18 protein-coding genes and 1 pseudogene are annotated in these 23,415 nt (G+C 62.4%); 8 read left to right on the top strand and 11 right to left on the bottom strand.

Going from position 1 to position 23,415, the window contains the following annotated elements; translation table 11 throughout:
- Nucleotides 1-5 precede the first annotated feature (5 nt).
- Complete coding sequence (locus tag EOB80_RS05200) at nucleotides 6-680, top strand: class I SAM-dependent methyltransferase (RefSeq protein ID WP_164762521.1); 675 nt, start codon at nucleotides 6-8, stop codon at nucleotides 678-680.
- Nucleotides 681-717: 37 nt separating this feature from the next.
- On the opposite strand, the gene EOB80_RS05205 is transcribed toward EOB80_RS05200, so the two are convergent.
- The 11 genes from EOB80_RS05205 to EOB80_RS05255 form a co-directional block, all read right to left on the bottom strand.
- On the bottom strand, nucleotides 718-1,869 hold the full coding sequence (locus EOB80_RS05205; RefSeq protein ID WP_127326886.1) for a glycosyltransferase family protein: 1,152 nt from the start codon (nucleotides 1,867-1,869) through the stop codon (nucleotides 718-720).
- Nucleotides 1,866-3,110 (bottom strand): glycosyltransferase, encoded by a 1,245-nt coding sequence (locus EOB80_RS05210; RefSeq protein ID WP_127326887.1) that lies wholly within the window; start codon nucleotides 3,108-3,110, stop codon nucleotides 1,866-1,868. Before EOB80_RS05210 ends, EOB80_RS05205 begins: the two co-directional genes overlap by 4 nt.
- A gap of 1 nt (nucleotide 3,111) precedes the next feature.
- Nucleotides 3,112-4,326: a glycosyltransferase family protein gene (locus EOB80_RS05215; protein ID WP_127321995.1), complete on the bottom strand. Its 1,215-nt coding sequence runs from the start codon at nucleotides 4,324-4,326 to the stop codon at nucleotides 3,112-3,114.
- A 1,055-nt stretch (nucleotides 4,327-5,381) separates the two neighbouring features.
- Nucleotides 5,382-6,482, bottom strand: coding sequence for a class II histone deacetylase (locus tag EOB80_RS05220; RefSeq protein ID WP_127326888.1), 1,101 nt, complete (start codon nucleotides 6,480-6,482; stop codon nucleotides 5,382-5,384).
- 9 nt (nucleotides 6,483-6,491) lie between these two features.
- Nucleotides 6,492-8,075: a GMC family oxidoreductase N-terminal domain-containing protein gene (locus EOB80_RS05225; protein ID WP_127326889.1), complete on the bottom strand. Its 1,584-nt coding sequence runs from the start codon at nucleotides 8,073-8,075 to the stop codon at nucleotides 6,492-6,494.
- A 10-nt stretch (nucleotides 8,076-8,085) separates the two neighbouring features.
- The gene (locus EOB80_RS05230; RefSeq protein ID WP_245466247.1) at nucleotides 8,086-9,153 is read right to left on the bottom strand and encodes a branched-chain amino acid ABC transporter permease; all 1,068 of its coding nucleotides are present in this window, start codon (nucleotides 9,151-9,153) and stop codon (nucleotides 8,086-8,088) included.
- Nucleotides 9,154-9,178: 25 nt separating this feature from the next.
- On the bottom strand, nucleotides 9,179-10,066 hold the full coding sequence (locus tag EOB80_RS05235; protein ID WP_127326891.1) for a branched-chain amino acid ABC transporter permease: 888 nt from the start codon (nucleotides 10,064-10,066) through the stop codon (nucleotides 9,179-9,181).
- A 4-nt stretch (nucleotides 10,067-10,070) separates the two neighbouring features.
- Nucleotides 10,071-10,799, bottom strand: coding sequence for an ABC transporter ATP-binding protein (locus tag EOB80_RS05240; protein ID WP_127326892.1), 729 nt, complete (start codon nucleotides 10,797-10,799; stop codon nucleotides 10,071-10,073).
- Nucleotides 10,796-11,620: an ABC transporter ATP-binding protein gene (locus EOB80_RS05245; protein ID WP_127326893.1), complete on the bottom strand. Its 825-nt coding sequence runs from the start codon at nucleotides 11,618-11,620 to the stop codon at nucleotides 10,796-10,798. The genes EOB80_RS05240 and EOB80_RS05245 overlap by 4 nt, the downstream gene beginning before the upstream one ends.
- 70 nt (nucleotides 11,621-11,690) lie before the next feature.
- Complete coding sequence (locus EOB80_RS05250) at nucleotides 11,691-12,989, bottom strand: ABC transporter substrate-binding protein (RefSeq protein WP_127326894.1); 1,299 nt, start codon at nucleotides 12,987-12,989, stop codon at nucleotides 11,691-11,693.
- Between the two features lie 54 nt (nucleotides 12,990-13,043).
- Nucleotides 13,044-14,477 carry an amidase gene (locus EOB80_RS05255; protein WP_127326895.1) on the bottom strand — a complete coding sequence of 478 codons (1,434 nt, stop codon included), beginning with the start codon at nucleotides 14,475-14,477 and terminating at the stop codon, nucleotides 13,044-13,046.
- Nucleotides 14,478-14,608: 131 nt separating this feature from the next.
- On the opposite strand from EOB80_RS05255, the gene EOB80_RS05260 reads away from it, so the two are divergent.
- From EOB80_RS05260 to EOB80_RS05290, 7 genes and pseudogenes are all read left to right on the top strand, one after another.
- Nucleotides 14,609-15,577, top strand: a complete 969-nt coding sequence (locus EOB80_RS05260; protein WP_127326896.1) for a LysR family transcriptional regulator — start codon at nucleotides 14,609-14,611, stop codon at nucleotides 15,575-15,577.
- Nucleotides 15,578-16,071: 494 nt separating this feature from the next.
- Nucleotides 16,072-17,049, top strand: a complete 978-nt coding sequence (gene coxB / locus EOB80_RS05265) for a cytochrome c oxidase subunit II (RefSeq protein ID WP_245466248.1) — start codon at nucleotides 16,072-16,074, stop codon at nucleotides 17,047-17,049.
- Nucleotides 17,046-19,574, top strand: coding sequence for a cytochrome c oxidase subunit I (gene ctaD, locus EOB80_RS05270; RefSeq protein WP_127326898.1), 2,529 nt, complete (start codon nucleotides 17,046-17,048; stop codon nucleotides 19,572-19,574). Before coxB ends, ctaD begins: the two co-directional genes overlap by 4 nt.
- Nucleotides 19,575-19,581: 7 nt before the next feature.
- Nucleotides 19,582-19,956: a hypothetical protein gene (locus EOB80_RS05275; protein WP_127326899.1), complete on the top strand. Its 375-nt coding sequence runs from the start codon at nucleotides 19,582-19,584 to the stop codon at nucleotides 19,954-19,956.
- The gene (locus EOB80_RS05280; RefSeq protein ID WP_245466249.1) at nucleotides 19,953-20,573 is read left to right on the top strand and encodes a cytochrome c oxidase assembly protein; all 621 of its coding nucleotides are present in this window, start codon (nucleotides 19,953-19,955) and stop codon (nucleotides 20,571-20,573) included. The genes EOB80_RS05275 and EOB80_RS05280 overlap by 4 nt, the downstream gene beginning before the upstream one ends.
- Before the next feature lie 32 nt (nucleotides 20,574-20,605).
- Nucleotides 20,606-21,655, top strand: coding sequence for a c-type cytochrome (locus EOB80_RS05285; RefSeq protein ID WP_245466250.1), 1,050 nt, complete (start codon nucleotides 20,606-20,608; stop codon nucleotides 21,653-21,655).
- 38 nt (nucleotides 21,656-21,693) lie between these two features.
- Nucleotides 21,694-23,026, top strand: a pseudogene (locus EOB80_RS05290) (sorbosone dehydrogenase family protein).
- The last annotated feature ends 389 nt before the right edge of the window (nucleotides 23,027-23,415 follow it).

Below are 23,415 nucleotides of genomic sequence, written 5' to 3' on the forward strand. Positions count from 1 at the left end.
CGAATATGATGGATGTCACGCAAGCACGCAATGCCGGCATTGACGGGCACGAACAAGCCTTGGACCTCGCCCGGGGAATTGCCGCCTATGTCGACCACCCTCTTGTCGCCGGGCTGGCGCGGGTCATCGCCAAGCATCCGACGGCCGATATCGCCAACGCCTTCAACCACAAGCAGGTCGCCTGCAAAATGTGGGCGCTCGACAAGCTGTTCGAAAACGACGGCGGCCGGTTCGGGCGCATATGGGTTCTGGGCGGATGGTACGGCGTATTGCCGGCAATGCTTTTCAACGACGCCCGTTTCGACATTGCGGCGATCGACAGCATCGACATCGATCCTGAAGTCGGGCCGGTCGCCCGGACCCTCAACCGGGAAGCCGGCGACCGCTTCCGGGCGCTGACGGAAGATATGTACGCACTCGACTATGCGGCCGGTCGGCCCGACCTGGTGGTCAATACGAGCTGCGAACACATAGCCGACCTGGGTGCCTGGCTTGCCCTGCTTCCGCGGGGCACGAAGGTGCTACTGCAATCGAACGATTACTTCAGCGAGCCGACGCACATCAACTGCGTGGCTTCGCTTGCAGCCTTCGAAGCAATGGTGGCGCTACGGGAGATCAGGTTCTCCGGCGAACTGCCGACAAAAAAATATACCCGCTTCATGCTGATTGGAACTGTTTGAAGCGCGTTGCGCGAATCCAACCGAGATATGACCTGCGCTAGGATTTCGAGGACCAGGTTCGATGCCGCTCGCGCAGGATTTGCGCCGAGCGACGGGCGCCTTCCAGATCGAGACGATGCGCGGCTGGCGTCGGTCCCGCAAGCGCCTGTTCGATCGCTTGCGCCAGACACTCAGGCGTCAGGTCCTTTTCCATCCGCACGGTTGCAAGACCGAGCTCTTCGAGCATCAGGGCTCGAACCGTCTGTTCCGTTTCCCCGCCGGCTGCAAAGGGAACGAGCAGCGAGCGACAGCGCGCGCGCAGGACATCGCAGACAGTGTTGTAACCCGCCTGCGAGACCGACAGGCGGGCGCCGGTCAGCAAGCTGGCGAAATCCTCGCGAAACCGAAAGATGGACAGGCCCGGCGTGGCATCGCGTGTAATCGCGTCAAACTCGTCCTTCGGCAGGTTTGGGCCGGTGATCAGACACCATTTCCAGGCGTTGTCGGCATTCCGCGCTGATGCGATGGTGGACCGGACAAGGCTCTTTCCGGCGGCCCCGCCGCCAACCGACACCACAACGTCGAAACGCTCGGAGGCCGCGGGCGCTGGTGGCGCGGCAACGAGCCCCGTGTACGCAACCTCGGCCCTGATCGCTCCCGCCAGTGGAAATGTCTTGTCTAGGGTTGCGAAAGCCGGATCGCCATGGACCATGACAAGGTCAAAATGCCTGTTAACGAGATCGACCGTTTCCTCGTTTCGGCCCGGCTTGACGCGCTCCTGAAGGATATCACGGACGGACGTTACCAGAAGCGGTCTGGGCGACGCCGCGTCGATGGCCTCGATCAGCGGCAAGAGTTCGAAACGCATCTGCCGGCGCCCAAATGGAAACGCCTCGACAATGACGATATCAGGCCTGCAATCCCGGAATGCCTGCAGCAGCATCTCTGAACGCCGTTTCTTGAAATCATCGTCGATGGGCTTGCCCTGCAGGTCGACAAGACCGGAAAATCCTTCATCACCGGAGGTGACAGATGGCAGGGTTACAGATATTGCCCCCAATCCCGGAAACCCCGCGACCGGCGCTCCGCCAGTGACGATGGTTACGTCAAACCCGTCATCGACCAGAGCCGCCGCGACGCGGCTGGAGCGCGCGAGATGGCCGATGCCGAGCAGGTGCTGGACATAGAAGAAAGCGCGCAGCCGCTTCATTCGGCGGCCCGCCACTCCCGTTCGAACAGCTCCTTGAGCTGTCCAATGCTTGCCATGTGATCGAAATTGCCGCGCACGCGCGCCTCCGCGGTGTCGCCGAGGCGGGCACGCAGCACGGGATCACGGATCAGTCGCTCCAGCGCCTGTGCCAGGGCAATTGGGTTTTCCGTCGGAACCAGTAGCCCGGTTTCATTCGGCGATAAAAGCTCCGGCACGCCGGAAATATCGGTCGACACGCAGGCAAGCCGCTGGCTGGCCGCCTCCACCAGAACATTCGGCAGACCATCGCGGTCACCATTTACGGTGATCCTGCAGGCCAGGGCGAAGATATCGGCGCGGCGGTAGTGCTCAAGCACCTCTTCCTGCGCGAGCGCGCCTTTCCAAGAGATGCGACCATCCAGTCCGAGTTTTTGCGCCAACGCCTTGAGCCGTTCCAATTCCTCGCCGCCGCCAATATGCTCGAAACGCCACGCTAAATCACCGGGCAAGAGAGCAAGGGCCTCCAGCAAGATGTCGTAACCTTTCTTTGCAACGGCGCGCCCGACACTCAGAACGATAACCGGTTCGTCCGGCGCCGAGCCGTCATGCTGTTTTCGTGCTTCGCCGAAAATGCCGAAGCGATCAAGGTCGAGCCCATGATAGCTCAAATGCACGGACGAGTTGACGTCGGCGAGTTTTTTCAGACGGTCGAAGCCGGTTTTCGTGCAAGTTACCGTCCAGCGTGCCGAGGAAAGCTTGCTGGCCAGATCCCAATCCGCCGAAGTCCAAATGTCCTTGGCATGGGCCGAGCAACTCCAGGGCAGACCAAGAAGCTGGCTGGCATAGCGCGTCACCGATGCCGGCGTGTGCGCGAAATGCGCATGCAGCCATACCGCGTCTTCGGGCCATTCGGCCGCTAGCACGAGCGCTTGCCCGAAACGGCGCGCGCGATTGCGCGTAAAGTCGCGCGGTATATCGACGGCCAGCGATCCCAGTGCACGCCAGAAGCCCGGCCGCAGCAAACAAGCAGAAAGCGAGCGAACCACGCGCAGCGGCTCTTCATGCAGATATTCCGGCAGATAATGGACGGGCGCTTTGATCTCGTCATGCACGGGGTGGCGTTTTGCGTCGGTCGGCCGCCTGAGCGCAACGAGTATCAGATCGAACCCCGCACGCTCCAGTCCGAGCAGTTCCTGCGCGATGAAGGTTTCCGACAGCCGCGGATAACCCTTCAGAACCACGACGATCTTGCGATGTTGCAACTCAGTTCATGCCTTCAATAACCGAAAGGTGAGGGCCAGCCTGCCGGTTGAGCAGTTCCGCGACGATTTCGGAAATATGAGGGAGCCCTTCCAGGGTCAGATGTGGATTACTCTGGGATGGACGAGGCCGATTCGGCAGCGCCACCAGTGCATCGGCAAACCGCTGGGAGTCCTTGGCTTCCTCCGGCAAAAGCATTTCGATGAGGCCCAGTTCGGCCGCGCGCCGCGCGCGGATCAGTTGTTCCTGGCGGGGTTCGATGCGCGGCACGATGAGCGCCGGCTTGTCGAAAGATAGTATCTCGCAATAAGTATTGTAACCGCCCATCGCCACTACCGCCTTGGCGCCGGCAATCAGGTCTTCCATGCGGTTGTCGAACTCGATAATCTTGATGTAGGGGATCGTGGCCCCCTTCTTCAGCAACTTGTTGCGCTTGCGAGCCGGCATGTAAGGCCCAAGCACGATCAGCGCCTTGTGCTGCAATTTCGGATCCTGCTGATAAGCGTCGATGACGTCGTGAATCAATTCGGCCCCGTCGCCGCCGCCACCGGTGGTAACCAGGATATAGTCGCCCTCTGGCCGGTGGCCGGGCAACTGGTTCCGCTGCAAGCTCCGTTGCAGGAAACCGACGAATCTCATTTTTGCCCTGACAGCCGGCGGCACATCCAAGCCGGTCAATGGGTCGTAGAAATCCGGCGGGCCATAGGCCCAGACCTTGTCGTAGAACAGGCCTATCTTGCGCATCACATCCCTGCGCGCCCACTCTGCTTCGAGCAGATGCGGTGCATCCATCACCTCGCGCAGGCCAAGCACCAGCGTGGTGCCCCGCGTCTTGAGGTAGGACAGCGTGTCCTCAATCTCACCGCGCAGGCCGAGCGGTTCCTTGTCGACGATGAAGATATCCGGCCGGAAGGTCTCGGCTGTGTGGCGGATGATCGACTGACGCATCCTTAGCGTCTCATGCAGATCGATGTCCTTTTCCAACGAGGTGTATTCGCCGTTGCGCAACTTGATGACGCTGGGGATCTTCACGAAGTCGACACGGGCGCGGTAGTCGAAGGCGCCGGCGATAGTCGCACCCGAAATGATAAGCACCTGAAGCCCGCGGAAATCCTCGACCAGCGAATGCGCAATAGTCCGGCAGCGCTGCAAGTGGCCGAGCCCGAACGTGTCGTGGCTGTACATGAGAATTCGAGCGTTTTCTGCGTGCTGGGTCATTCTTGAACGTCTCTTAAAATTCTCGCCTTGAGACCGTGAGCCCCCCGGCTTCGAAACCATCCCGGGTGTGAAACACATGGCCGCAATTTCAATTTATATCGCTTCTATGGAATGCCGTTCAGATATGCTTTCTGATCGCCAGTCCGGAACTAGGTGGGTTGGCGAATATCGCCGCGAGGAGTGAGCAGAGACTTCCTGTTGTATTGTGGGATGGATCGAGGAGGAAAACGATGTCAAAAAAATCGGCAGAAGTCATCCCTCTTGATTCCAATCCGGACTGCTAAAAACGATTTCCCCTATCTTGCCCATATAGCCAATTGCTTGATCGGTATACGAAAGGACAAGGTCGCTGGGCGTCGCACGGCGCATTGTTGTAGAGCTCATTCGTGCGCCATTGCACTCGCCTTAGACCAAAGGTGCTGCCCATTATTCTCTTGACGGGCGGTCTGATTGTGATTCACCGACCAGAAATTGAGCCATCTGTCGCCAAGCTAGCCGGAATTTTAGCAATAATCGAGTGGATGCCAGCGCGGTCGCGCCACACCGCCCGCAGCAGGGTGTGTGCGACACCGGTTGCTTGTCGATCGTTATGACCCATGCCAATGCCTTATTGGAGCGGTGACGGTACTTTTTTTAAACGGCTTGGGCAGGCGGTCGAACGTCTTGAGGTACAAAAATCGCCCAATTGGTCCCCGATAGTTGGTGAACCCTCGAAAAATTCTTGCGGCGATTTCCCTTTAGAACCAAGGTGTAATTTTTGACGGCTCTGGTGTCGGTCTCTTATGGGGCAATAGAACATTCTAGTGTAATTTCAATTAGTTATAGGCTGTTTGAACAATCGAGTGGGAGTAGGGGTTAGCGTAGTCTGGAGTGCTCCGGCGTAGTTTCTCGCAAAAAACGACGCGCTTTAAGTCTTTGTTTTCGTGCATGTCGTTGTCCCAAACCGGAACTTTTGGGCGACATGCATTAGCCTACCGTCAGCGCATGCCCGCATTTGCGAGATTGGCCGCCGGTGTGTCTTGAGATCGCCTCATCGGCTGACCGCAATCAGAATTCTAGGCGATGCCGCCCAAAAGTTCCTCCGCCCTGGAAACAGCGGCCGCCTGATGTGGCTGCAAGGGTTGGCCGGCATAGCTTTCGAAGACCGGCAGGAACGGGTCGTCGATATGCGTCCTGATGCCGGACAACTGCTCCATCACCGCCAGGCCACAGTAGGGAACGTAGGAGGCGGAATAGCCGCCTTCGTGCGACATCATCAGGCGCCCGCCGCAGAGGTCGTCCGCCGCCTGCATCAGCATCCGCGTCATGTCGCGGTAGCTGCCGCTATGCAGCATCATGCGCCCCAGCGGATCGGCCGCCGAGGCGTCGAAGCCCGACGGCACGACGATAAGATCAGGCTTGTAGCGATTGAGCGCCGGCAGCACGACGCGTTCGAAGACGGACATGTAAACGCCGTGGCCGCAGCCGGCTGGCAGCGGTACATTGATGTTGTAGCCTTCGCCCTTGCCCTCGCCGCGTTCCTTGTGAAGACCGCTGTCATGTGGATAAAGCCCGTCCTGATGGATCGAAATGGTCAGTACCGACGGGTCCGAATAGAAGGCCGACTGGGTGCCGTTGCCGTGATGAACATCCCAGTCGACGCAGGCGACCCGCTCGAAGCCATGTTTGGCCCGGTTCTTCAGGATAGCGACCGGAACGTTGCCGAACAGGCAAAAGCCCATGCCTTGCCCGCGCTCGGCATGATGGCCGGGCGGTCGTACCAGCGCATAGCCATTGTCGACATCGCCGCTCAACACCGCATCCATCACCGCTGCCGTGCCGCCGGCGGCCAGACAGGCGATCTCGTAGCTGCCATGGCCGAAGGGGGTGAGATAGCTCGCATCGCCGCCGCGCCCATCACTAAGCAGCTTGATGCGGCTGATGTAGTCGCGGTCGTGAAACAGGGCGAGGTCATCCTCGCTCACCGCGATGGAGGCGATCTTGGACAGTTTCTCGGTCAGGCCCGAAACCTCCATCAGATTGCGGAATCGGCGTTTCGTGTCGGCATTCTCCGCATGCTCGCCCGGCTCGATGGTCAGGCTCGGCTGAAAGAACTGCGCGGCATTGCCGGTCTCGTGCCAGAGATAGAGTTCGTGGAAATTCCAGCCTGTCGTCATGTTTTGCTCCTAGCCCGCCAGGATTATTGACGCGGCTCGTTCGGCGATCATGATCGTCGGCGCGTTGGTGTTGCCCGACACCATTCTCGGAAAGACCGAGGCGTCGGCGATGCAAAGCCCGTCCAGCCCATGAACCTTCATCGACGTCGGATCGACGACGGCCATCGCATCTGAGCCCATGCGGCAGGTGCTGGTCGGGTGATAGAGCGTCGTGCAGTGGCCGCGTATATAGTCGGCGATCTCGGCGTCGCTCTCGCATTCGGCGCTCGGCGTGATTTCGCCGGCGAGCATTTCGGCAAGCGGCGACTGCGCCGCGATGCGCCGGCTGATGCGGATGCCTTCGACCAGCGTGGCGATGTCCGAGCCATCCTCGTCGCTGATGAAGTAACGTGGGTCGATCGCCGGATATTCGATCGGATTGGCCGAGCGCAGGCGAATCTCGCCGCGGCTGTCTGGCCGCTGCAGCGTGGTGTGCAGCGTGATGCCGGGTCTGGACGAAAGGAACCGAACATAGTCTCGATGCGGGCTGATGGCGCCGTAAAGCTGCAGGTCCGGCTCGATATCGGGCCGGCTCTTGACGAAGCCGCCCGCCGCAACCCAGGGTGAGGAACGCGGGCCGCTGCGCGATGTCTGCCATTCGGCGAAGTCGCGCTGCAGCGTCTCGTCGGTCCAGGCGCCGACGCCGATCTTGTCCTTGGTATAGAAGGTGATCGGAATGTTGATGTGGTCCTGCAGATCCTTGCCCACGCCCGGCAGGTCGTGCACGGGAGCAACGCCGACCTGGGCGAGTTCGTCGGCCGGCCCGATGCCCGAAAGCAGCATCAGCTGGCAACTGCCGATCGAGCCCGAGGACAGCACCACCTCGCTGTCGGCGAAAGCGGTCTCAGGTTCGCCATTGACGAGATAGCGGATGCCCTTGACCCGGCCCTTCTCGACGATCAGGCCCGTCGCCAGCACACCGGTTTTCACGGTCAGGTTAGGTCGTTCCCGCGCCGGGCGCAGATAGGCCTTGCCGGTGCCCCAGCGTTCGCCATTCTTGATGGTGAACTGGAACAGGCCGACGCCTTCCTGCTCGACGCCGTTGAAATCGCGGTTCTGCTTGTAGCCTGCGGCCTTGCAGGCCTCGATCCAGGCAAGCTCGTTGGGATCGACATGTCCGACATTGCCGATATGCAGCGGCCCGTCGGCGCCGTGCAGCGGGTCGTTGCCGAGTTCGGCATTGCTTTCACTGGCCTTGAACACCGGCAGCACGTCAGCCCACGCCCAGCCGGGGCAGCCCATCGCCGCCCAGCCATCATAGTCGGACGGCAGCCCGCGAATATAGATCATGGCGTTCAGCGCGCCGGAGCCGCCGATCATCTTGCCGCGCGGCCAGAACACCCGCCTGCCGCGGCAGCCGGCCTGCGGCTCGGTGTAGTAGCCCCAGTCGACTTCCGTGTTGAACATGGTCGGCCAGTCCGACGGCACGTCCGAGGCGAGCGGCGCCTCGCGCCCGGCCTCCAGCAGCAGCACCTTGCGGGCAGGATCGGCGCTGAGCCGGTTTGCCAGCACGCAGCCGGCCGAGCCGGCGCCCACTATGATCGTATCGAACATCGTCAGTCTCTCACTTTCCGGCCGGGGTCGGGCTTTGCACAATGGTGCTTGCTGCTGGCTTGCTGTCGGGGCTGGCGCGACGGCGCCCGAGCCAGTCGATGACATCGCCAAAACGGCCGACCAGGCCCTTGGGCATCAACACCACCGACAGGGCGATGATCAGGCCGAGCCCGAGCGTGCGGAACTCGCCGCTCTCGCGCATTAATTCGTCAGCCAGCACCAGCACCACCGTCCCGACCAGCGGTCCCCAGAACGTGCCGACGCCGCCGACCACGACGATGGCAATGATGAACATAAGTTGCGACATCGACAGCACACCGGGGCCGATCGCCTGGAAATGCGCGGCATAGAAACCGCCGGCCAGCCCGGTGAAGAAGGCGGAGATGCCGAACACCAGAAGCTGCGCCTGGAAGCGGTTGACGCCGCGGGCCACCGCATAGCCCGGATTGTCCTTCAGCGCCCGGAAGGCAAGGCCGATCGGGCTTTTGACGATCGCGTAGGTGAAGACCATGGTGAGAGCGAACAGCACCGCGATGATGGCGTAATTGCCGACCAGCCACTGCGCTCGGAGCAAGGCCCTGGTGCCGAGGTCGCCGAAGCGGGCAAAGCCGACGGCGCCGCCGGTGAACTGGCGGCAGACGGAGCCCACCATGACGAAACATTCGGTGTCGGTGACGATCAGCAGATACATTGTCTGGGCGATCGCCAGCGTCAGCAGCGCCACATAGACGCCGGTCAGGCGAAGGCAGGCGAGGCCGACGACCAGCGAGAACAGCACGGCACCCAGCGCGCCAGGCACAAGTGCTGCCCAGACGTTCCAGCCGAAATAGAAGCAGAGCATCGCCGTCGCATAGCCGCCGAAGGCAAAGATCGCCATTTGCGCCAGCGAGAAGATGCCCGAGAAGCCGAACAGGAGGTTCCACTGCGAGGCGATCGTCGCATAGAACAGCGCCAGCACGATCTGGCCAAGGATGTAGCGGCTGTCGACCAGGAACGGCAGCGCGATCGCAGCCGCGATCAGCATCAGGCTGATGGCAAGATCAGTCCTGGCCGAGCGGGACATGGAGGAACGGGACATGGGACGTGTCTCTGTCATGATGCCCTCACATGCGCCGGATTTCGGCGTGGCCGAAAAGGCCGGACGGCCGCCAGATCAGCACGCCAATGACGACGAACAGCAGCGATGGAAAGCCCCACCTGGCGCCCAAGGCGTACTGGACGAAGGATTCGAGCAACGCCAGCCCAAGTGCTGCTGCGATGGCGCCCGGCAGATTGCCGAGACCGGCGACCACGCACATGATGAAGGCCTTCAGCATCGGGTCGTTGCCGAGTGGCGGCGACAATTGCGTCATCGACGAGACCATGACGCCGCAGATGCCGGCGAGCGCGCCCGACAGCATCAGCACCTGCAGGTAGACGCGGTTGACGGCGACGCCCATGAGTTGCGCCGCGTCGCGGTTCTGCGCCGTCGCCCGGATCGCACGGCCCATCCGCGTGCGGCCGAGCGCCGCCGAGACGACCACCATCATCACGACCACCACAGCGATGATCAGAAGGTTCTGCCAGGGCAGCGTCAGCGGCCCCAGGCGTAAGGCACCGGCGATCGAGACCGGCTGCTTCAGCGGCTGCCCGCCATAGGTCAGGAGGATGGCATTCTCGAGGGCGATGCCGATGCCGACCGTGGCGATCATGACGTTGGCTTCGAATGTCGATTTGTCGTTCTGCAGGAGATTGCGAACGATCGCGAAATAGAGGATGGCGCCGGCCAAAGCACCCGCGACGATGGCACCGGCGAAACCGATTGCGACCGGCAGGCCGAGCGAGGTGATCACCGTGAAGGCGACGTAGCCGCCAAGCGTCAGCATCGCCGCGTGGGCCATGTTGAGCATGCCCATCGAACCCCAGACCAGCGACAGCCCGACCGTCGCCAGCGCATAGAGCGCGCCCGAGGTGAAGCCGGCGACGAGAATGGCCATGAGAATGTCGGTCATGGCGTCAGCCTCCGAGATAGGTTGCGAGGAGTTCGTCGCGCGCCATCAGTTCGGCGGGCTTGCCTGACCAGACGATGGCGCCGTCGTCGAGCAGATGCAGGCGGTCGGCGAGGTCCTCGACCCGGGCCGGGTTCTCCTCCACCAGCAGGATCGTGCGCCCAGCCTTGCTCAGTTGCGAAATGACGTCGTAGACCTGATCGATGATCAGTGGCGCGAGGCCAAGCGACGGCTCGTCGATCAAAAGGATGCGCCCGCCCATCATCAGGCCGCGGCCTATGCCGACCATGCGCCGTTCGCCGCCCGACAGGCTCGAGGCGATTTGGTTGCGACGGTCGGCAAGCTTCGGCAGAAGCGCGTAGACCTCGTCCAGCCGACGCGCGATCTCGGCCTTGTCCGGCGCGAGATAGCCGCCCATTAAAAGGTTTTCGAGCACGCTCATCTGCGCGAACAGCATATCGCCCTGCGGCACGTGGGCGACGCCCAGCATCGCCGTCTCATGCGGCTTGCCGGACAGGCGCCGGCCGTCGATGCTGATCTGACCGCCGCGCAGCGGCACCAGGCCGGAAATGGTCTTGAGCAATGTCGACTTGCCATGGCCGTTCGGGCCGACGACGGTGACGAATTCACCGGCATGAACGGTCAGCGAAATGCCCTTGAGCACGTCGAGTCCGTCATAGCCGCAGACGATGCCGTCGAGTTGCAGGACAGGTGGTTTTGCGGCTGCGCCCGTCATGGCGTTCCCCCCACCGCCTGATTCGTCGCGGCAGCTTGCTCATCGAAGAATTTCTTCAGCCGTTTCTGCGTGCCCTGGCCGAGATAGGTTTCGACAACGGTCTGGTCCTCGGCGACCTTGTCCGGCCGGCCTTCGAATATCACCTTGCCATGGTGCATGATGATCACGCGGCTGGAGAGCGCCAGGAGAAAGCGCATGACGTGCTCGATCAGGACGATGGTCAGTCCCTGGTCGCGCAGTTTCAGCACCATCGCCATGATCTGGTCGATCTCGGCGACGTTGAGCCCGCCCACCGGCTCGTCGAGGAAGAGCATTTTCGGCCGGGTGGCGATGGCGCCGGCAATCATCAGCAGCTTGCGGTCGAGCACCGGCAGCCGCGCCACGGTCTCGTCGGCCTTGGCCGCAAGCCCGACGAAGTCCAGCGCTTCGATCGTTGCCTGCCGGACATCCTCGCCGAGGCGGAAGCCGGCCAGCCTTCGCCGCTGCCGGCCGAAATACGCGGCGATCTCGATGTTTTCGCGAACGGTCAAGCTGTCGAAGGCGGCATTGAGCTGGAAGGTGCGGGCGATGCCGAGTTGGCAGATGCGGTCGGCCGGAAGCGCCGAAATGTCGGTGTCGCCGAAATGCACCCGGCCGCCACTGGCCGGCGTGATCCCGGTCACCACGTCGAAGAAAGTTGTCTTGCCGGCGCCGTTTGGCCCACCAATGCCAACGATCTCGCCCGCATTGACCACCATCGACACGCCGTCGACGGCGGCCAGCGAGCCGAACCGTTTGACCACACTGTCACAAACCAGCATCGGACCGGCGGCCTCAGTCATATTTCTCACCCAATGGAGCCGGTCGGGCAAACGGCCCGGCCGGTGTCGTTGGTTTCATTTCCGCGTCCGGTCACTTGATCCATGGCGGCAGGATGAAGCTGTCCGTGGCATAGAGCACCGGCGCGATCAGCTTCGGATCGGTTTTGTAATCCTGATGCTGCAGGAACTGGTGCGGCATGCCAAGCGACGGATCGGCCACCTGCGTAGGATAGCAGAAGGCCGATTGGCCGGCCGGATCGGCCCGGTAGGTGCCGTTGACCCCGCGATAGACCAGGCGCTTCATCGCATTGGCCACCTTGGTGGTCTGCGCCTTGTCCATCGGTTCGCCTGGACCACCGGCGATTGCCGCGGCAAGCGCCCACATCCACAGGCCGTCATAGGTCTGCGATCCCGTGATGTAGGCCGAGTTCGGACCGAATTTGGCCCGGTAGCTCTCGCGGAACGGCTTGGAGAAATCGTCCGGCAGGCAGCCGATCACCGTCGAATAGACGACGCCGTTGACCGCCTCGCCGCCGATCTCGCGGAAAGCCGGCAGCGATGGTCCGTACTGCATGTAGATCAGGCTGTTGATCGGCTCGGCGAGGAACTGGACCATGAACTGCGCCAGGTCCTGCGGCAGGAAGTGCGTGACCAGGATCGCCGCCGGCGGGTCCTGGCGGAGTTTCGCCAGCGTCGGTCCCCATTGGTTGGTCGGGAACGGAACGGTCTCGAACAGACTAACCTCGAAGCCGTATCCGGCGGCCTTGTCGCGGATCGCGTTGGCGATGACGATCGAATATTCGTTGGCAGACGGGATGATGGCGATCTTCTTGTTGGGCGCCTTCCATTTGCCGTCCGCGGCAAGCGTCTTGAGGAAGTTCAGGCAGCCCGGTCCATACCAGAACTCCGGCGGATCGCCCTGGAAGGAGCTGTAATAGCGGGCAGGGTCGGTCTTGAACTTCTCATTGTGCGAAATCAGCGTGTTGTAGTGCATCATGATGACGTCGTTGTCGGCGGCGACGTCCATCTCGATCATGTTGGTGCCGAGATTGTAGCCATTGATGATGACCGGCGCCTCGAAGCGGTCGATCAGGCGCTGCATCGACTGGCTGACGAGGTCGGCGCCCATTTCCTTGGTGTCTTCGATGTGGATCTCGACAGGCCGGCCGAGAATGCCGCCCGCCGCATTGATCTCCTCGGCGGCAAGTTCGAGACCGTTCTTGAACTCGATGCCGTCGGCGGCGGCGATGCCGGACATCGGCAGGGCCGAGCCGACCGGAATGGGCTTGGTGTCCTGGGCGATCGCCGCAGTGTTCATATCGGCAAGAAGCGCGGCACCGGCCGCACCCGCGCCGACCACGCCCTGCAGCATTGCACGTCTGTTCATCATGGCAAAGTTCCCCTTTTTGGCGTTGGTTAGAGTCTTTTCTTCATGCGAAATCTTTCACACCAGATCTTTCTGGCGAAACGCGTGGGTCATGGGCACGAAAGCGGCTTCCAGGTCGGCTGCCGCCGAAAGCACGCGGGCATCGTCGCCGCGCGCGCCGATGATCTGGAAGCCGACGGGCAGGCCCACCTCGGTCATGCCGCAAGGGATGACGCAGGCGGGTTGCTGGCTGAGATTGATCGGGTAGCTGAACGCCGCCCATTCGATCCATCGCGAGAGGCCGCTGCCCAGAGGCACTTCAAGGCCAACGTCGAAGGCTGGAATCGACGTCCCCGGCGAAACGATGAAATCATAGTCGTCTAGCAGCCGGTCCATGGCGGCGCCGAATTCGGCGCGCTCCAACTGTGCGGCGACGAGCGTATGGACGTCGAACGCCGCCCCAGCCTGCGCGACCTCCAGGAAGCCCGGATCGATGCCCGCCCGTTCGCTCGGCGGAACCAGCGCCAGCCGCGCCGCGGCGCCGGTGAACCAGTGATGCTGGAACAGGTCGAGGAGATCGCCACCGGGAAGATCAATCGGCTCGACCGTCGCGCCGAAGGCGTCGAAACACGTCAAGGCGTGGGAGACGACGGCGGCGATCCCGGAATCCAGCGCTCCTGAAGGCGGCTTCGACCAGTAGCCGATCCGAGCGCCCCGCAAAACTTCTTCGATCCGGCCAAGCGGCGCCAGCGTTCCCACGCCTTGCTGCCAGTCGCTGATATCGCGGCCGGACATGGCGCCGGCCATGACGGAAAGATCGAGTGCTGTCCGCGCCATCGGTCCGATATGGGCGACGGTTCCGAACGCGCTGGACGGATAGGCGGGCACGCGGCCGAAGGTCGGCTTCAACCCGGCGATGCCGGTGAACGAGGCCGGAATGCGGATCGAGCCGCCGCCATCGGTACCGAGATGGAAGACGCCGGCGCCGGTGGCGGCGGCCACCGCCGCTCCGCCGGAGGAACCGCCGGGGGTCTTTTGCGCATTCCAGGGATTGCGCGTGATGCCGCAGAGGCCGCTGTCGGTAATCGCCTTCCAGCCGAATTCGGGCGTCGTCGTCTGTCCGATGAAGACGGCGCCGGCTCTGCGCAGCAGGGCAACGGCGGGGGCATCCTTGTCATAGGCGGCGGAAGTCGTCGTCCTGCTGCCGTAACGCACGCTCCAGCCCTCGACCCAGACGATGTCCTTCAGCGTCGTCGGTATGCCGTCGGCCGCCGACAGCGGCTGGCCTGCCCGCCAGCGTTTCTCGGAAGCACCTGCGGCCTCGATCGCACCCTTGCGGTCGATCATGGTGAAGGCGTTGAAAAGCGGATTGATCGCTTCGGCGCGATCCAGCGCCGCCAGCGTCACCTCGACGGGCGACAGCGATCCAGCGCGGTAGGCGGCGCTAAGCTCCGCAGCAGCCAGGCGGCACAGATCATCGGCGTCGGCAATGGGAGACAGCCCATTCGGCATGCAGTTCGAACCCCTCACTTCATGGCCGCTCTTCCGGCAGCCTTGTCAGCCCAGGCAATCTGGCGGGTTTTTTCATCACCATAAAATGTATTGTTGTGGGGAATATTCGCTATTTAATGTAACAAAGAGCCATGAATCTGACCATTCGGCAGTTGCGCTATGTCTGCGAAGTCGCCCGCCTTGGCAGCGTGCTGGCGGCCTCCAGATCGCTCTACATCTCGCAATCCTCCATCCTCGCGGCGATCACTCTGGCCGAGGCCGGGATGGGGGCGCGCATTTTCGACAGGCGGCCGGCGCGCGGCGTCTCCATCACGCCGGCCGGCCAACGCTTCGTCTCCGCCGCCCGCATCATGCTGGCGGCGGAGACGGAGTTCAACCGGTCGATCGGAGACCTCAACGGGCGCGTGCCGAAGGTCCTGCGCATCGGCTGCTTCGAGCCGTTCGGCGCGCTGTTCATGCCGGAGATGCTGCGCAGCTACCTCGACAGCGTCGGCGATGTCGAGATCGACCTTGTCGAGGCAGACCAGGTCCAATTGCAGGAACGGCTTGTCGCCGGCCAGATCGATCTGGCCATTCTCTACGACATCGGTCCAATCGGTATCGACAGCGTCACCCGCATCTGCAAGGTACCGGCGCATGCCGTGCTCAATGCGGACGATCCCCTTGCCGCGCGCGACGGCATCTGGCTGGCGGAACTGGCGGCACGGCCGCTGGTGCTGCTCGACCTGCCGCACACGGCGACCTATCTCCTGACCCTGTTCGACGTGCTGGCGAAACGGCCGGAGGTGCGCTTTCGCACGCGCTCCTACGAAACGGTGCGCTCGGCCGTTGCATCCGGCTTCGGCATGGCCGTCCTAAACATGCGGCCGATCGGTCGCGCCACCGCCGATGGCGAGGAAATCGTTCGAAGACCAATCCTCGATGAACTGCCGCCACCGACGCTGATCGTCGCCGACATGTACGGTTCGGCAAAGCCACTCTTCGTGCGTGTCTTCATCGACATGTTCCATCGCTTTTTCAGCGCGGTGGGCCCTTCGGGCTTTTCGGTGACGACGCCGGAGCGCGAACCTTTTCTACTGGTCGCCAGGGACGATGGCTGAGCCGCCCCCCTGGCGTTGCGGACATTTACAGGACCGGCGTTGCAACCGCGCCGGAGGCGCGGGTTCCTGATCGAGATGTTCGAGATCGACGGGCGGCTCGGCGACAACTCTTCGGTGCGCGCCCTTCACCAACACCAATGCTCGGTCGCCTGCTCGCAGGTTGGAGCGGAGACGGTACTTTTCGAGACGGCTTGGGCACGCCGTCGAACGCCGCAAAGTGCAAGAAATCGCTCGATTGGTCCCGATAGTTGGTGAACCTTAAAACAGGTGGCTGTCTGCTGAGACGTACAAAGGATCGCCGGTATCGAAGCCTACCGGCGCGACAAATGACGAAACCGGCGCACAGATTGCATGAGCACTGGCCATTGCCGTTAAACTGAAGTTTTGGCGCAACCACTCGGTTGCGGGCGCGTTTGTGAGCAAGGGCATCGATTGGAGGGATAGATTCGTCAACAGTTCCAAGCACAAGCGCCCGGATTACGAAACTCGCTGCGGTGCGCTGGCTCGCGCTGTGGTTATGCTTGGGAACCTGTTCCAGCTGCTCGGGAGCCCAGTCGGCGCTTGATCCGGCCGGAGAGGAAGCGCGCCAGATCGCTGACCTTTTCTGGCTCATGGCCATTGCTGGCGGTCTTATCTGGCTGACGGTCATCGGTCTTCTGGTCCACGCGATACGTCATGAGCGCACTCCCATAGACGAGCATATTGCAAGTCGGCTGATTTTCTGGGGCGGGGCAGCCATTCCTTCGCTACTCCTCTTTCTCTTGCTAGGCTATGCGCTTTGGTTGATGCCTGGACTGAGACCTTTCGCACGAGCCGTCGAAGCCGATGGTCTCAGGATCGAAGTGACCGGTGAGCAATTCTGGTGGCGGGTCGCCTACCACCCGGCTGACGGCGGAGTTCCTATTCTTTCCGCCAACGAGATCAGGCTGCCGGTTGGCGAGCGCGTCGAGTTCTTGCTGAAAAGCACCGACGTCATCCATTCCTTCTGGATTCCCGCGCTCGGTGGCAAGATGGACATGATCCCGGGTCGCGTGAATCGGCTCTCGTTGCTGGCGACCAAACCTGGCACCTACCGCGGCCCTTGCGCAGAATATTGCGGGACCTCGCACGCGCTGATGACCTTCACGGCCGTCGCCATGCAGCCCGCTGCCTTCCGGGAATGGCTGGCTGTGCGGGCGAACCCTTCGCCCGGCGCATCCTTGCCCGGACGCGACATATTCCTTCGCAACGGCTGCGGCGCGTGCCACCGCGTTGCGGGCACACAAGCTGAGGGTGGTGTCGGCCCGGATCTCTCGCATATGGGTTCGCGGGTAACGATTGGTGCCGGCGTATTGCCCACCGACGATGAGGCCGTTCGTAGCTTCATCGCCCATCCGCATTTGATCAAGCCGGGTTCGAAGATGCCCGATTTCAACATGCTGCCCCAACAGGACATCGCCGAAATCGCCGCCTGGCTGAAGGGGCTCGAATGACAACCCTCAAAGCCCGCATCAAACGAAACGCCTTACCCTCCGCAGAGAAGATCGAGGAAGAACAGCTGCGCCTCGTCTGGAAGACGCCGATCGGCTGGCGTTACTGGACTTCGGTCAACAATACGCAGGTTGGCCTCTGGTACGGGGGTGCGGCCTTTGCCTTCATGCTGTTTGGCGGCGTTCTGGCGCTTCTTGTGCGCACGCAACTCGCGGTTCCGGGAAACAATTTCCTCTCTGCCGACTTCTATAACCAGGCCTTTACGCTGCATGGCACCGTGATGATGTTCCTGTTTGCCGTGCCTATCTTCGAGGCCGTCGCGATCTTTCTGCTGCCGCCAATGCTCGGTGCGCGTGAACTGCCATTTCCCCGTCTCGGCGCCTTCGGCTTCTGGAGCTTTCTGATCGGGGGTGTCTTCGTTTGCGGTTCGATCTTCTTCGACGCCGCTCCCTCTTCAGGCTGGTTCATGTATCCGCCTCTTGCCACTGACAAGGCATATTCCGGCATTGGTGCCGACATCTGGCTGCTGGGCCTCTCCTTTATCGAAGTCGCCTCCATTGCTGCGGCGGTCGAACTGATCGTCGGCATCATGAAGTGCCGTGCGCCGGGCATGCGCATCAACCTAATGCCACTGTTCGCCTGGTACCTGCTGATCGTCGCGGGCATGATACTATTCGCTTTTCCGCCGCTGATCGCCGGCGACATCCTGTTTGAGATGCAGCGCATGTTCGACTGGCCGTTCTTCGACCCGACGCGGGGCGGCGACCCACTGCTGTGGCAACACCTGTTCTGGATCTTCGGGCACCCCGAGGTCTACATCATCTTCTTGCCCGCCATCGCGCTGATGGCGATGATCGTGCCAACCTTTTCGCAACGTCCGATCGTCGGCTATTCCTGGATCGTGCTTGCCGCTGTCGGCACCGGCTTCCTATCGTTCGGCCTCTGGGTCCATCACATGTTCGCGACCGGCCTGCCGCAGATCTCGCTGGCATTCTTCTCGGCCGCCTCGGAAGCGGTCGCGATTCCAACCGGCGTGCAGATCTTCGTCTTCATCGCCACCATGCTGGCCGGACGTGTCATCTTCTCGGTGCCGATGCTGTTCGGCGCCGGCGGGCTCGCTATCTTCGTCATCGGCGGGCTGACCGGCGTGATGGTCGCGCTCGTTCCGTTCGACTGGCAGGCGCACGATACCTATTTTATCGTCGCACATCTGCATTACGTGCTGATCGGTGGAATGCTGTTCCCGCTGGTCGCCGGCGTTTACTATTATTACCCGCTGATCAATGCGCGGATGCTCTCGCCCCGTCTCGGGCGCACCGCCTTCTGGCTGATGTTTGCCGGCTTCAACGTCGCGTTCTTTCCGATGCATCTCAGCGGCCTGCGCGGGATGCCGCGCCGCGTCTTCACCTACCCCGAGGGGATCGGTTGGGACTGGCTGAATCTCATCTCCACGATCGGCGCCTATGTTTTCGCGGCAGGGGTGCTGGTGGTTGTCTTCGATGTTGTACGGCCGAAGCATCGCGAACCCCGCAGCGAGCAGAATCCGTGGAAGGCGGGCACGCTCGAATGGCTGAACGAGCCCGAGGAGAACTGGGGCGTTCGATCCATTCCGATCATCGAGAGCCGGTATCCGCTTTGGGACCAGGCGGATCTGATGCAAAAGGTCAATGAGGGCGCCTATTATCTTCGCAGTGCCAAGGAGAATCGCCGCGAGACGCTCATCACCTCGGTGCTCGACGCCCATCCGCTACAGTGCCAGCGCGTGGCGACATCAACCACGATCACAATAATCTCGGCCGCATTGCTCGGCGGGGTCTTCGTCGCGCTCACCTTCGAACTCTGGATCCTCGCCCTATTGTCGGGCATCGGCACGCTCTCTGCCGTTCTGTGGTGGCTCTGGACCGGCACCGGCGAAACCCCGGAAAAGAAGACCAAGGATGTCGGCCTTGGATTGCGCTTGCCGCTCTATGCCTCCGGTCCGGATTCTGTTGGCTGGTGGGCGATGTTCATTACAATGGTTGGCGACGGAACTGCCTTCGCCAGCCTCATCTTCGGCTATTTTTTCTACTGGACCATCCATCCCGACTTCACTCTGGGGCAGCCGGGTCCCGGTATGCGGTGGCCGATGATCGCGCTGTCTCTCTTCGTCGCCGCATGGGTCGCGATGCTTGGTGCGCGCCGACTGAACGCAAGCGGGTGGATCGACGGCGCACGCGTTGCGCTTGTTGCTGCGTTTCTGCTGACGCTTGCTGCCTCTGCAGCCGGTTTTGCCGGACCCTGGCAGCATGACATGCAGCCGACCGCGCATGTCTATCCGGCGATCGTCTGGATTCTCGTCATCTGGGCGCTTGCTCATGCCGCGGTCGGATCCGTCATGCAGCTCTATTGCCTTGCGCGCAGCCTCGCCGGTCGCCTGACGCGGGAGCACGACATGGAACTGCACAACGTCGCGCTCTACTGGCATTTTATGGCGATCACCGCTGTCATCACCTTCGCCGTCATCGGTCTTTTCCCGGAAGCGATGTGAGACGGTGATGCGCATCATTCCCAAAGAGGTCGAAACGCTCTGGACGCTCTTCACCGCGCCCGTGATCTGGGCCGGACATTTCCTCGCCTGTTACGCACTGGCCGCAATCTGGTGTGCCAAGCGCGGTGACCTCGGTTTCGTTGTCGTCCAGGCTGGCATAGTGGCTATGACGCTGGCGGCACTCGCGATGATCGTCTTGTCCGGGTGGCTCGCCTGGAGGCAGTGGGGCTTCGGCACGAACGACCCGCCGCACGACGATCCCACAGCGACGGACCGCAACCTCTTCCAGGGGTTTGCCACGCTACTGCTTTGCGGCCTGAGCTTCGTCGCCGTGCTTTACGTGGCGCTGCCGCTGCTCTTCATCGACGGATGCTCCTCATGAGGACGGCAAGCCTGTTGCTGGGCTTCGTCACCCTCGCGCTGGTCTGGGTGGGACCGCTGCTCGATGCGTGGCGTGGCTCGTTCGCGGCCCACATGCTTGCCCACATGGGCGTCGTCGCGATCGCGGCGCCGCTGATCGCAATCGGTATTGCCAGGCCGATACGCTCCGTGGCCACCGCCGCTCCCCTTATCGCCTCTCTCGTCGAACTGATTGTCGTCTGGGGCTGGCATGCGCCGGCTGCGCGCCAGTGGGCCGAGACATCGACCATCGCCACCATGATCGAGCAGGTGTCCTTCCTTGCCGCCGGGCTGTTCCTGTGGCTGACGTGCATGGCGCCGCGCAATGCCGATGCGCCGGCTAGGGACGCTGCCGGCGCCTTCGCGTTGCTCCTGACCTCCATCCACATGACGTTGCTTGGCGCGCTGCTCTCGCTCGCCTCGCGACCGCTCTATGGCCTCGGCGAAGTGACGTGCTTCGGCCTCGTGCTCGGGGCGGGGCAGGACCAGGCGCTCGGCGGCATCATCATGTTGATGATCGGCGCTGCCGTTTACCTCGCTGGAGGCGTCTTCCTGCTTGCCAGGCTCCTAGGCGGCAAAACCGAGAGGCTGGCTGGCTGATGCACGTGAACTGGAAACACTTGGCGATAGGCTTGGCGATCTTGCCGGCCGCGGTGCTTTTCGCAACCTGGATCGGCTTCTTCAACGTTGGTGCCTCGACCGGCCACTGGAAGGTGACCGAATGGTTCCTGCACTTCGCGATGCGCTCGGCCGTGCGGACATACGCACTCACGGTCAAGGTGCCGGACGAACTGCCGCGCTACGCTATTCAGCCGGCTGCCGGCCATTTCGCGCGCGGCTGCGCCATCTGCCACGGTGCGCCCGGCGAACCGCGGTCGCCCGCCGTCCTTGCGATGCTGCCGCAGCCGCCGGACCTTGCCGGCAAGGTCGGCGAATGGACGGACGCCGAACTCTTCCGCATCGTCCAGCACGGCGTGCGCTTCACCGGCATGCCGGCCTGGCCGACGCAGCAGCGCGACGATGAAGTCTGGGCGATGGTCGCCTTCCTGCGCGAACTGCCGACGATGGACGAGGCGCGGTGGCGCGACCTTGCTTATGGCAGTAGCGAACCGTCGACTGGCCAAACACAAGGCCTCGAACGCGCACTCGCCGACTGTACCCGCTGCCACGGCACGGACGGGCTCGGCCGGAGCCCCGCAACGCCCGTCTTGGCCTCTCAGCGCGAAACCTATCTTCTTGAGAGTTTGAGAGCCTACGCTACCGGCCACCGCCAGAGCGGTGTCATGGGAATTTCTGTCACCGCTGTCGACCCTGCACTCCTCGCCGATCTCGCGCGGCATTTTTCCGCGCTGCCTGCGCCTGCAACGTCGACGCAACCGGACCGTGCCCGGATCGCGCGTGCCGATGAGATCGCGCGACGCGGCATCCCGGAGCGCGACGTTCCGGCATGCCTGGGTTGCCACGGTCGTCCGGACCGCAACCCCATCTATCCGGAACTGTCCGGACAGCCCGCCAAATACATTGCGACCCAGCTCGAGCTTTTCCGCGAGGAAAAGCGCGGCGGCACGCGCTTCGCCCATCTGATGCGCAACGCTGCTAAAAACCTCTCGGACGAAGATATTGCCGCATTGGCCGCCTATTTCGCGCAAATGTCGCGTGCCGCCGCAACCGGAACGCCCTGATGGCGTTACGTCACTGTCCCAATCCTCGGGAATATCCAATGCGAAAAATTCTGGGCGTCTTACTCGTCATTGTCGCCTTCGTCATAATCGCGGGGGCGGGCTTGTTCTTCTTCTCGCGCGAACAGGCCACCGTTCCGATCGAGCAGACCTACGGTCCAAACCCGACGCTTGCCGAACCCAATCCGACCTGGATACCCACGGTCCACGTTGCCGAGGCGACCCCTTGGCCCCAGGGCAAGATGCCGGTCGCCGCCAAGGCTTCGCCGTCAACGAATTCGCTGGCGGCCTCGACCATCCGCGCTGGCTGCACGTGCTGCCCAATGGCGACGTGCTGGTCGCCGAAAGCAATGCGCCGCCAAAACCTGACGAAGGTTTTTCCATACGTGGCTGGTTCATGAAACTGTTCCAGAGCCGGGCTGGCGCCGAGGTGCGGAGCGCCAACCGTATCTCGTTGTTACGCGACGAGAACGGCGATGGCGTGGCTGAGACCAGGACAGTCCTCCTCAGCAGCCTCTTCTCGCCCTTCGGCATGACGCTGCTCGACGGCAAGCTCTATGTCGCCAATGCCGACGCGGTCGTCGCTTTCCCCTATCGCGATGGCGCCACCGAAATCATGCTCCGTCCGAGAAGATCGTCGACCTTCCAGCCGGCCGCAATCACCATTGGACCAAGGACGTCATTGCCAGTCCGGACGGAACGAAGCTCTATGCCACCGTGGGCTCCAACTCCAATGTCGGCGAAAACGGCATGGAGGAGGAAGAAGGCCGCGCCGCCGTGCACGAAATCGACCTCGCGACGCGGCAGACGCGGCTCTTTGCGTCGGGTCTGCGCAACCCGAACGGCCTCTCCTGGAACCCTGAAAGCGGGGAACTCTGGGCGGTCGTCAACGAGCGGGACGAGATCGGCAGCGACCTCGTTCCCGACTACATGACATCGGTCAGGGATGGCGCCTTCTACGGCTGGCCCTACAGCTATTTCGGCCAACACATCGATGTCAGGGCGGAGCCACCGCGTCCGGACCTCGTCGGCAAGGCGATCGTGCCCGACTACGCACTCGGTGCGCACACCGGGTCGCTTGGGCTCACCTTCAACACCGCCGACCTGTTCGGCCCGCACATGAAGAATGGCGCCTTTGTCGGCCAGCATGGTTCATGGAATCGCATGCCGCGAAGCGGCTACAAGGTGATCTTCGTGCCGTTTGCCGACGGCAAGCCGTCGGGGCCGCCGCAGGACGTGCTCACCGGATTTCTGAGCAACGATGACAAGGCATTCGGCCGTCCGGTTGGCGTTGCCATCGACCGAACTGGCGCATTGCTGATCGCGGATGATGTGGGCAACAAGATTTGGCGGGTTATCCCGGCGGCCGACTAGGCCGGCGCAGCTTCGGCGCGTGGAAGGGTTTGGGCGCATGCCAAAACGACCGAGGAGCCGAGCGGATCGGCGCCATTTTTGGCGAAACAGGTTTCTCGGCCGGGGGCTCGTGCACAGTTGCCTGGCGAAGAAGTTTCGGATGCGCGCTGTGTCCCGCCATCCTCATCGCGCGAAACCAAACACGGCGACGACCGTGCCCAAGGTGCACGAGCCGGTCGAGGCCGATGCATGGTTCCAATTTGGCTTGCGGTTTGCGCGCCCAAGGCTGGTTTGATCAACTGCACACCAGGACCGTGACGATAACTGAAACCATCGCGAGCTCCGGCCCTTGGGCCAAGCGGCCACATAAGTTTATTCGTTTTTGACCAATACGCGCCGGCGGATTCCTG

The sequence above is a fragment of the Mesorhizobium sp. M7A.F.Ca.MR.245.00.0.0 genome (genome assembly GCF_003997415.1).
Lineage (GTDB): Bacteria > Pseudomonadota > Alphaproteobacteria > Rhizobiales > Rhizobiaceae > Mesorhizobium.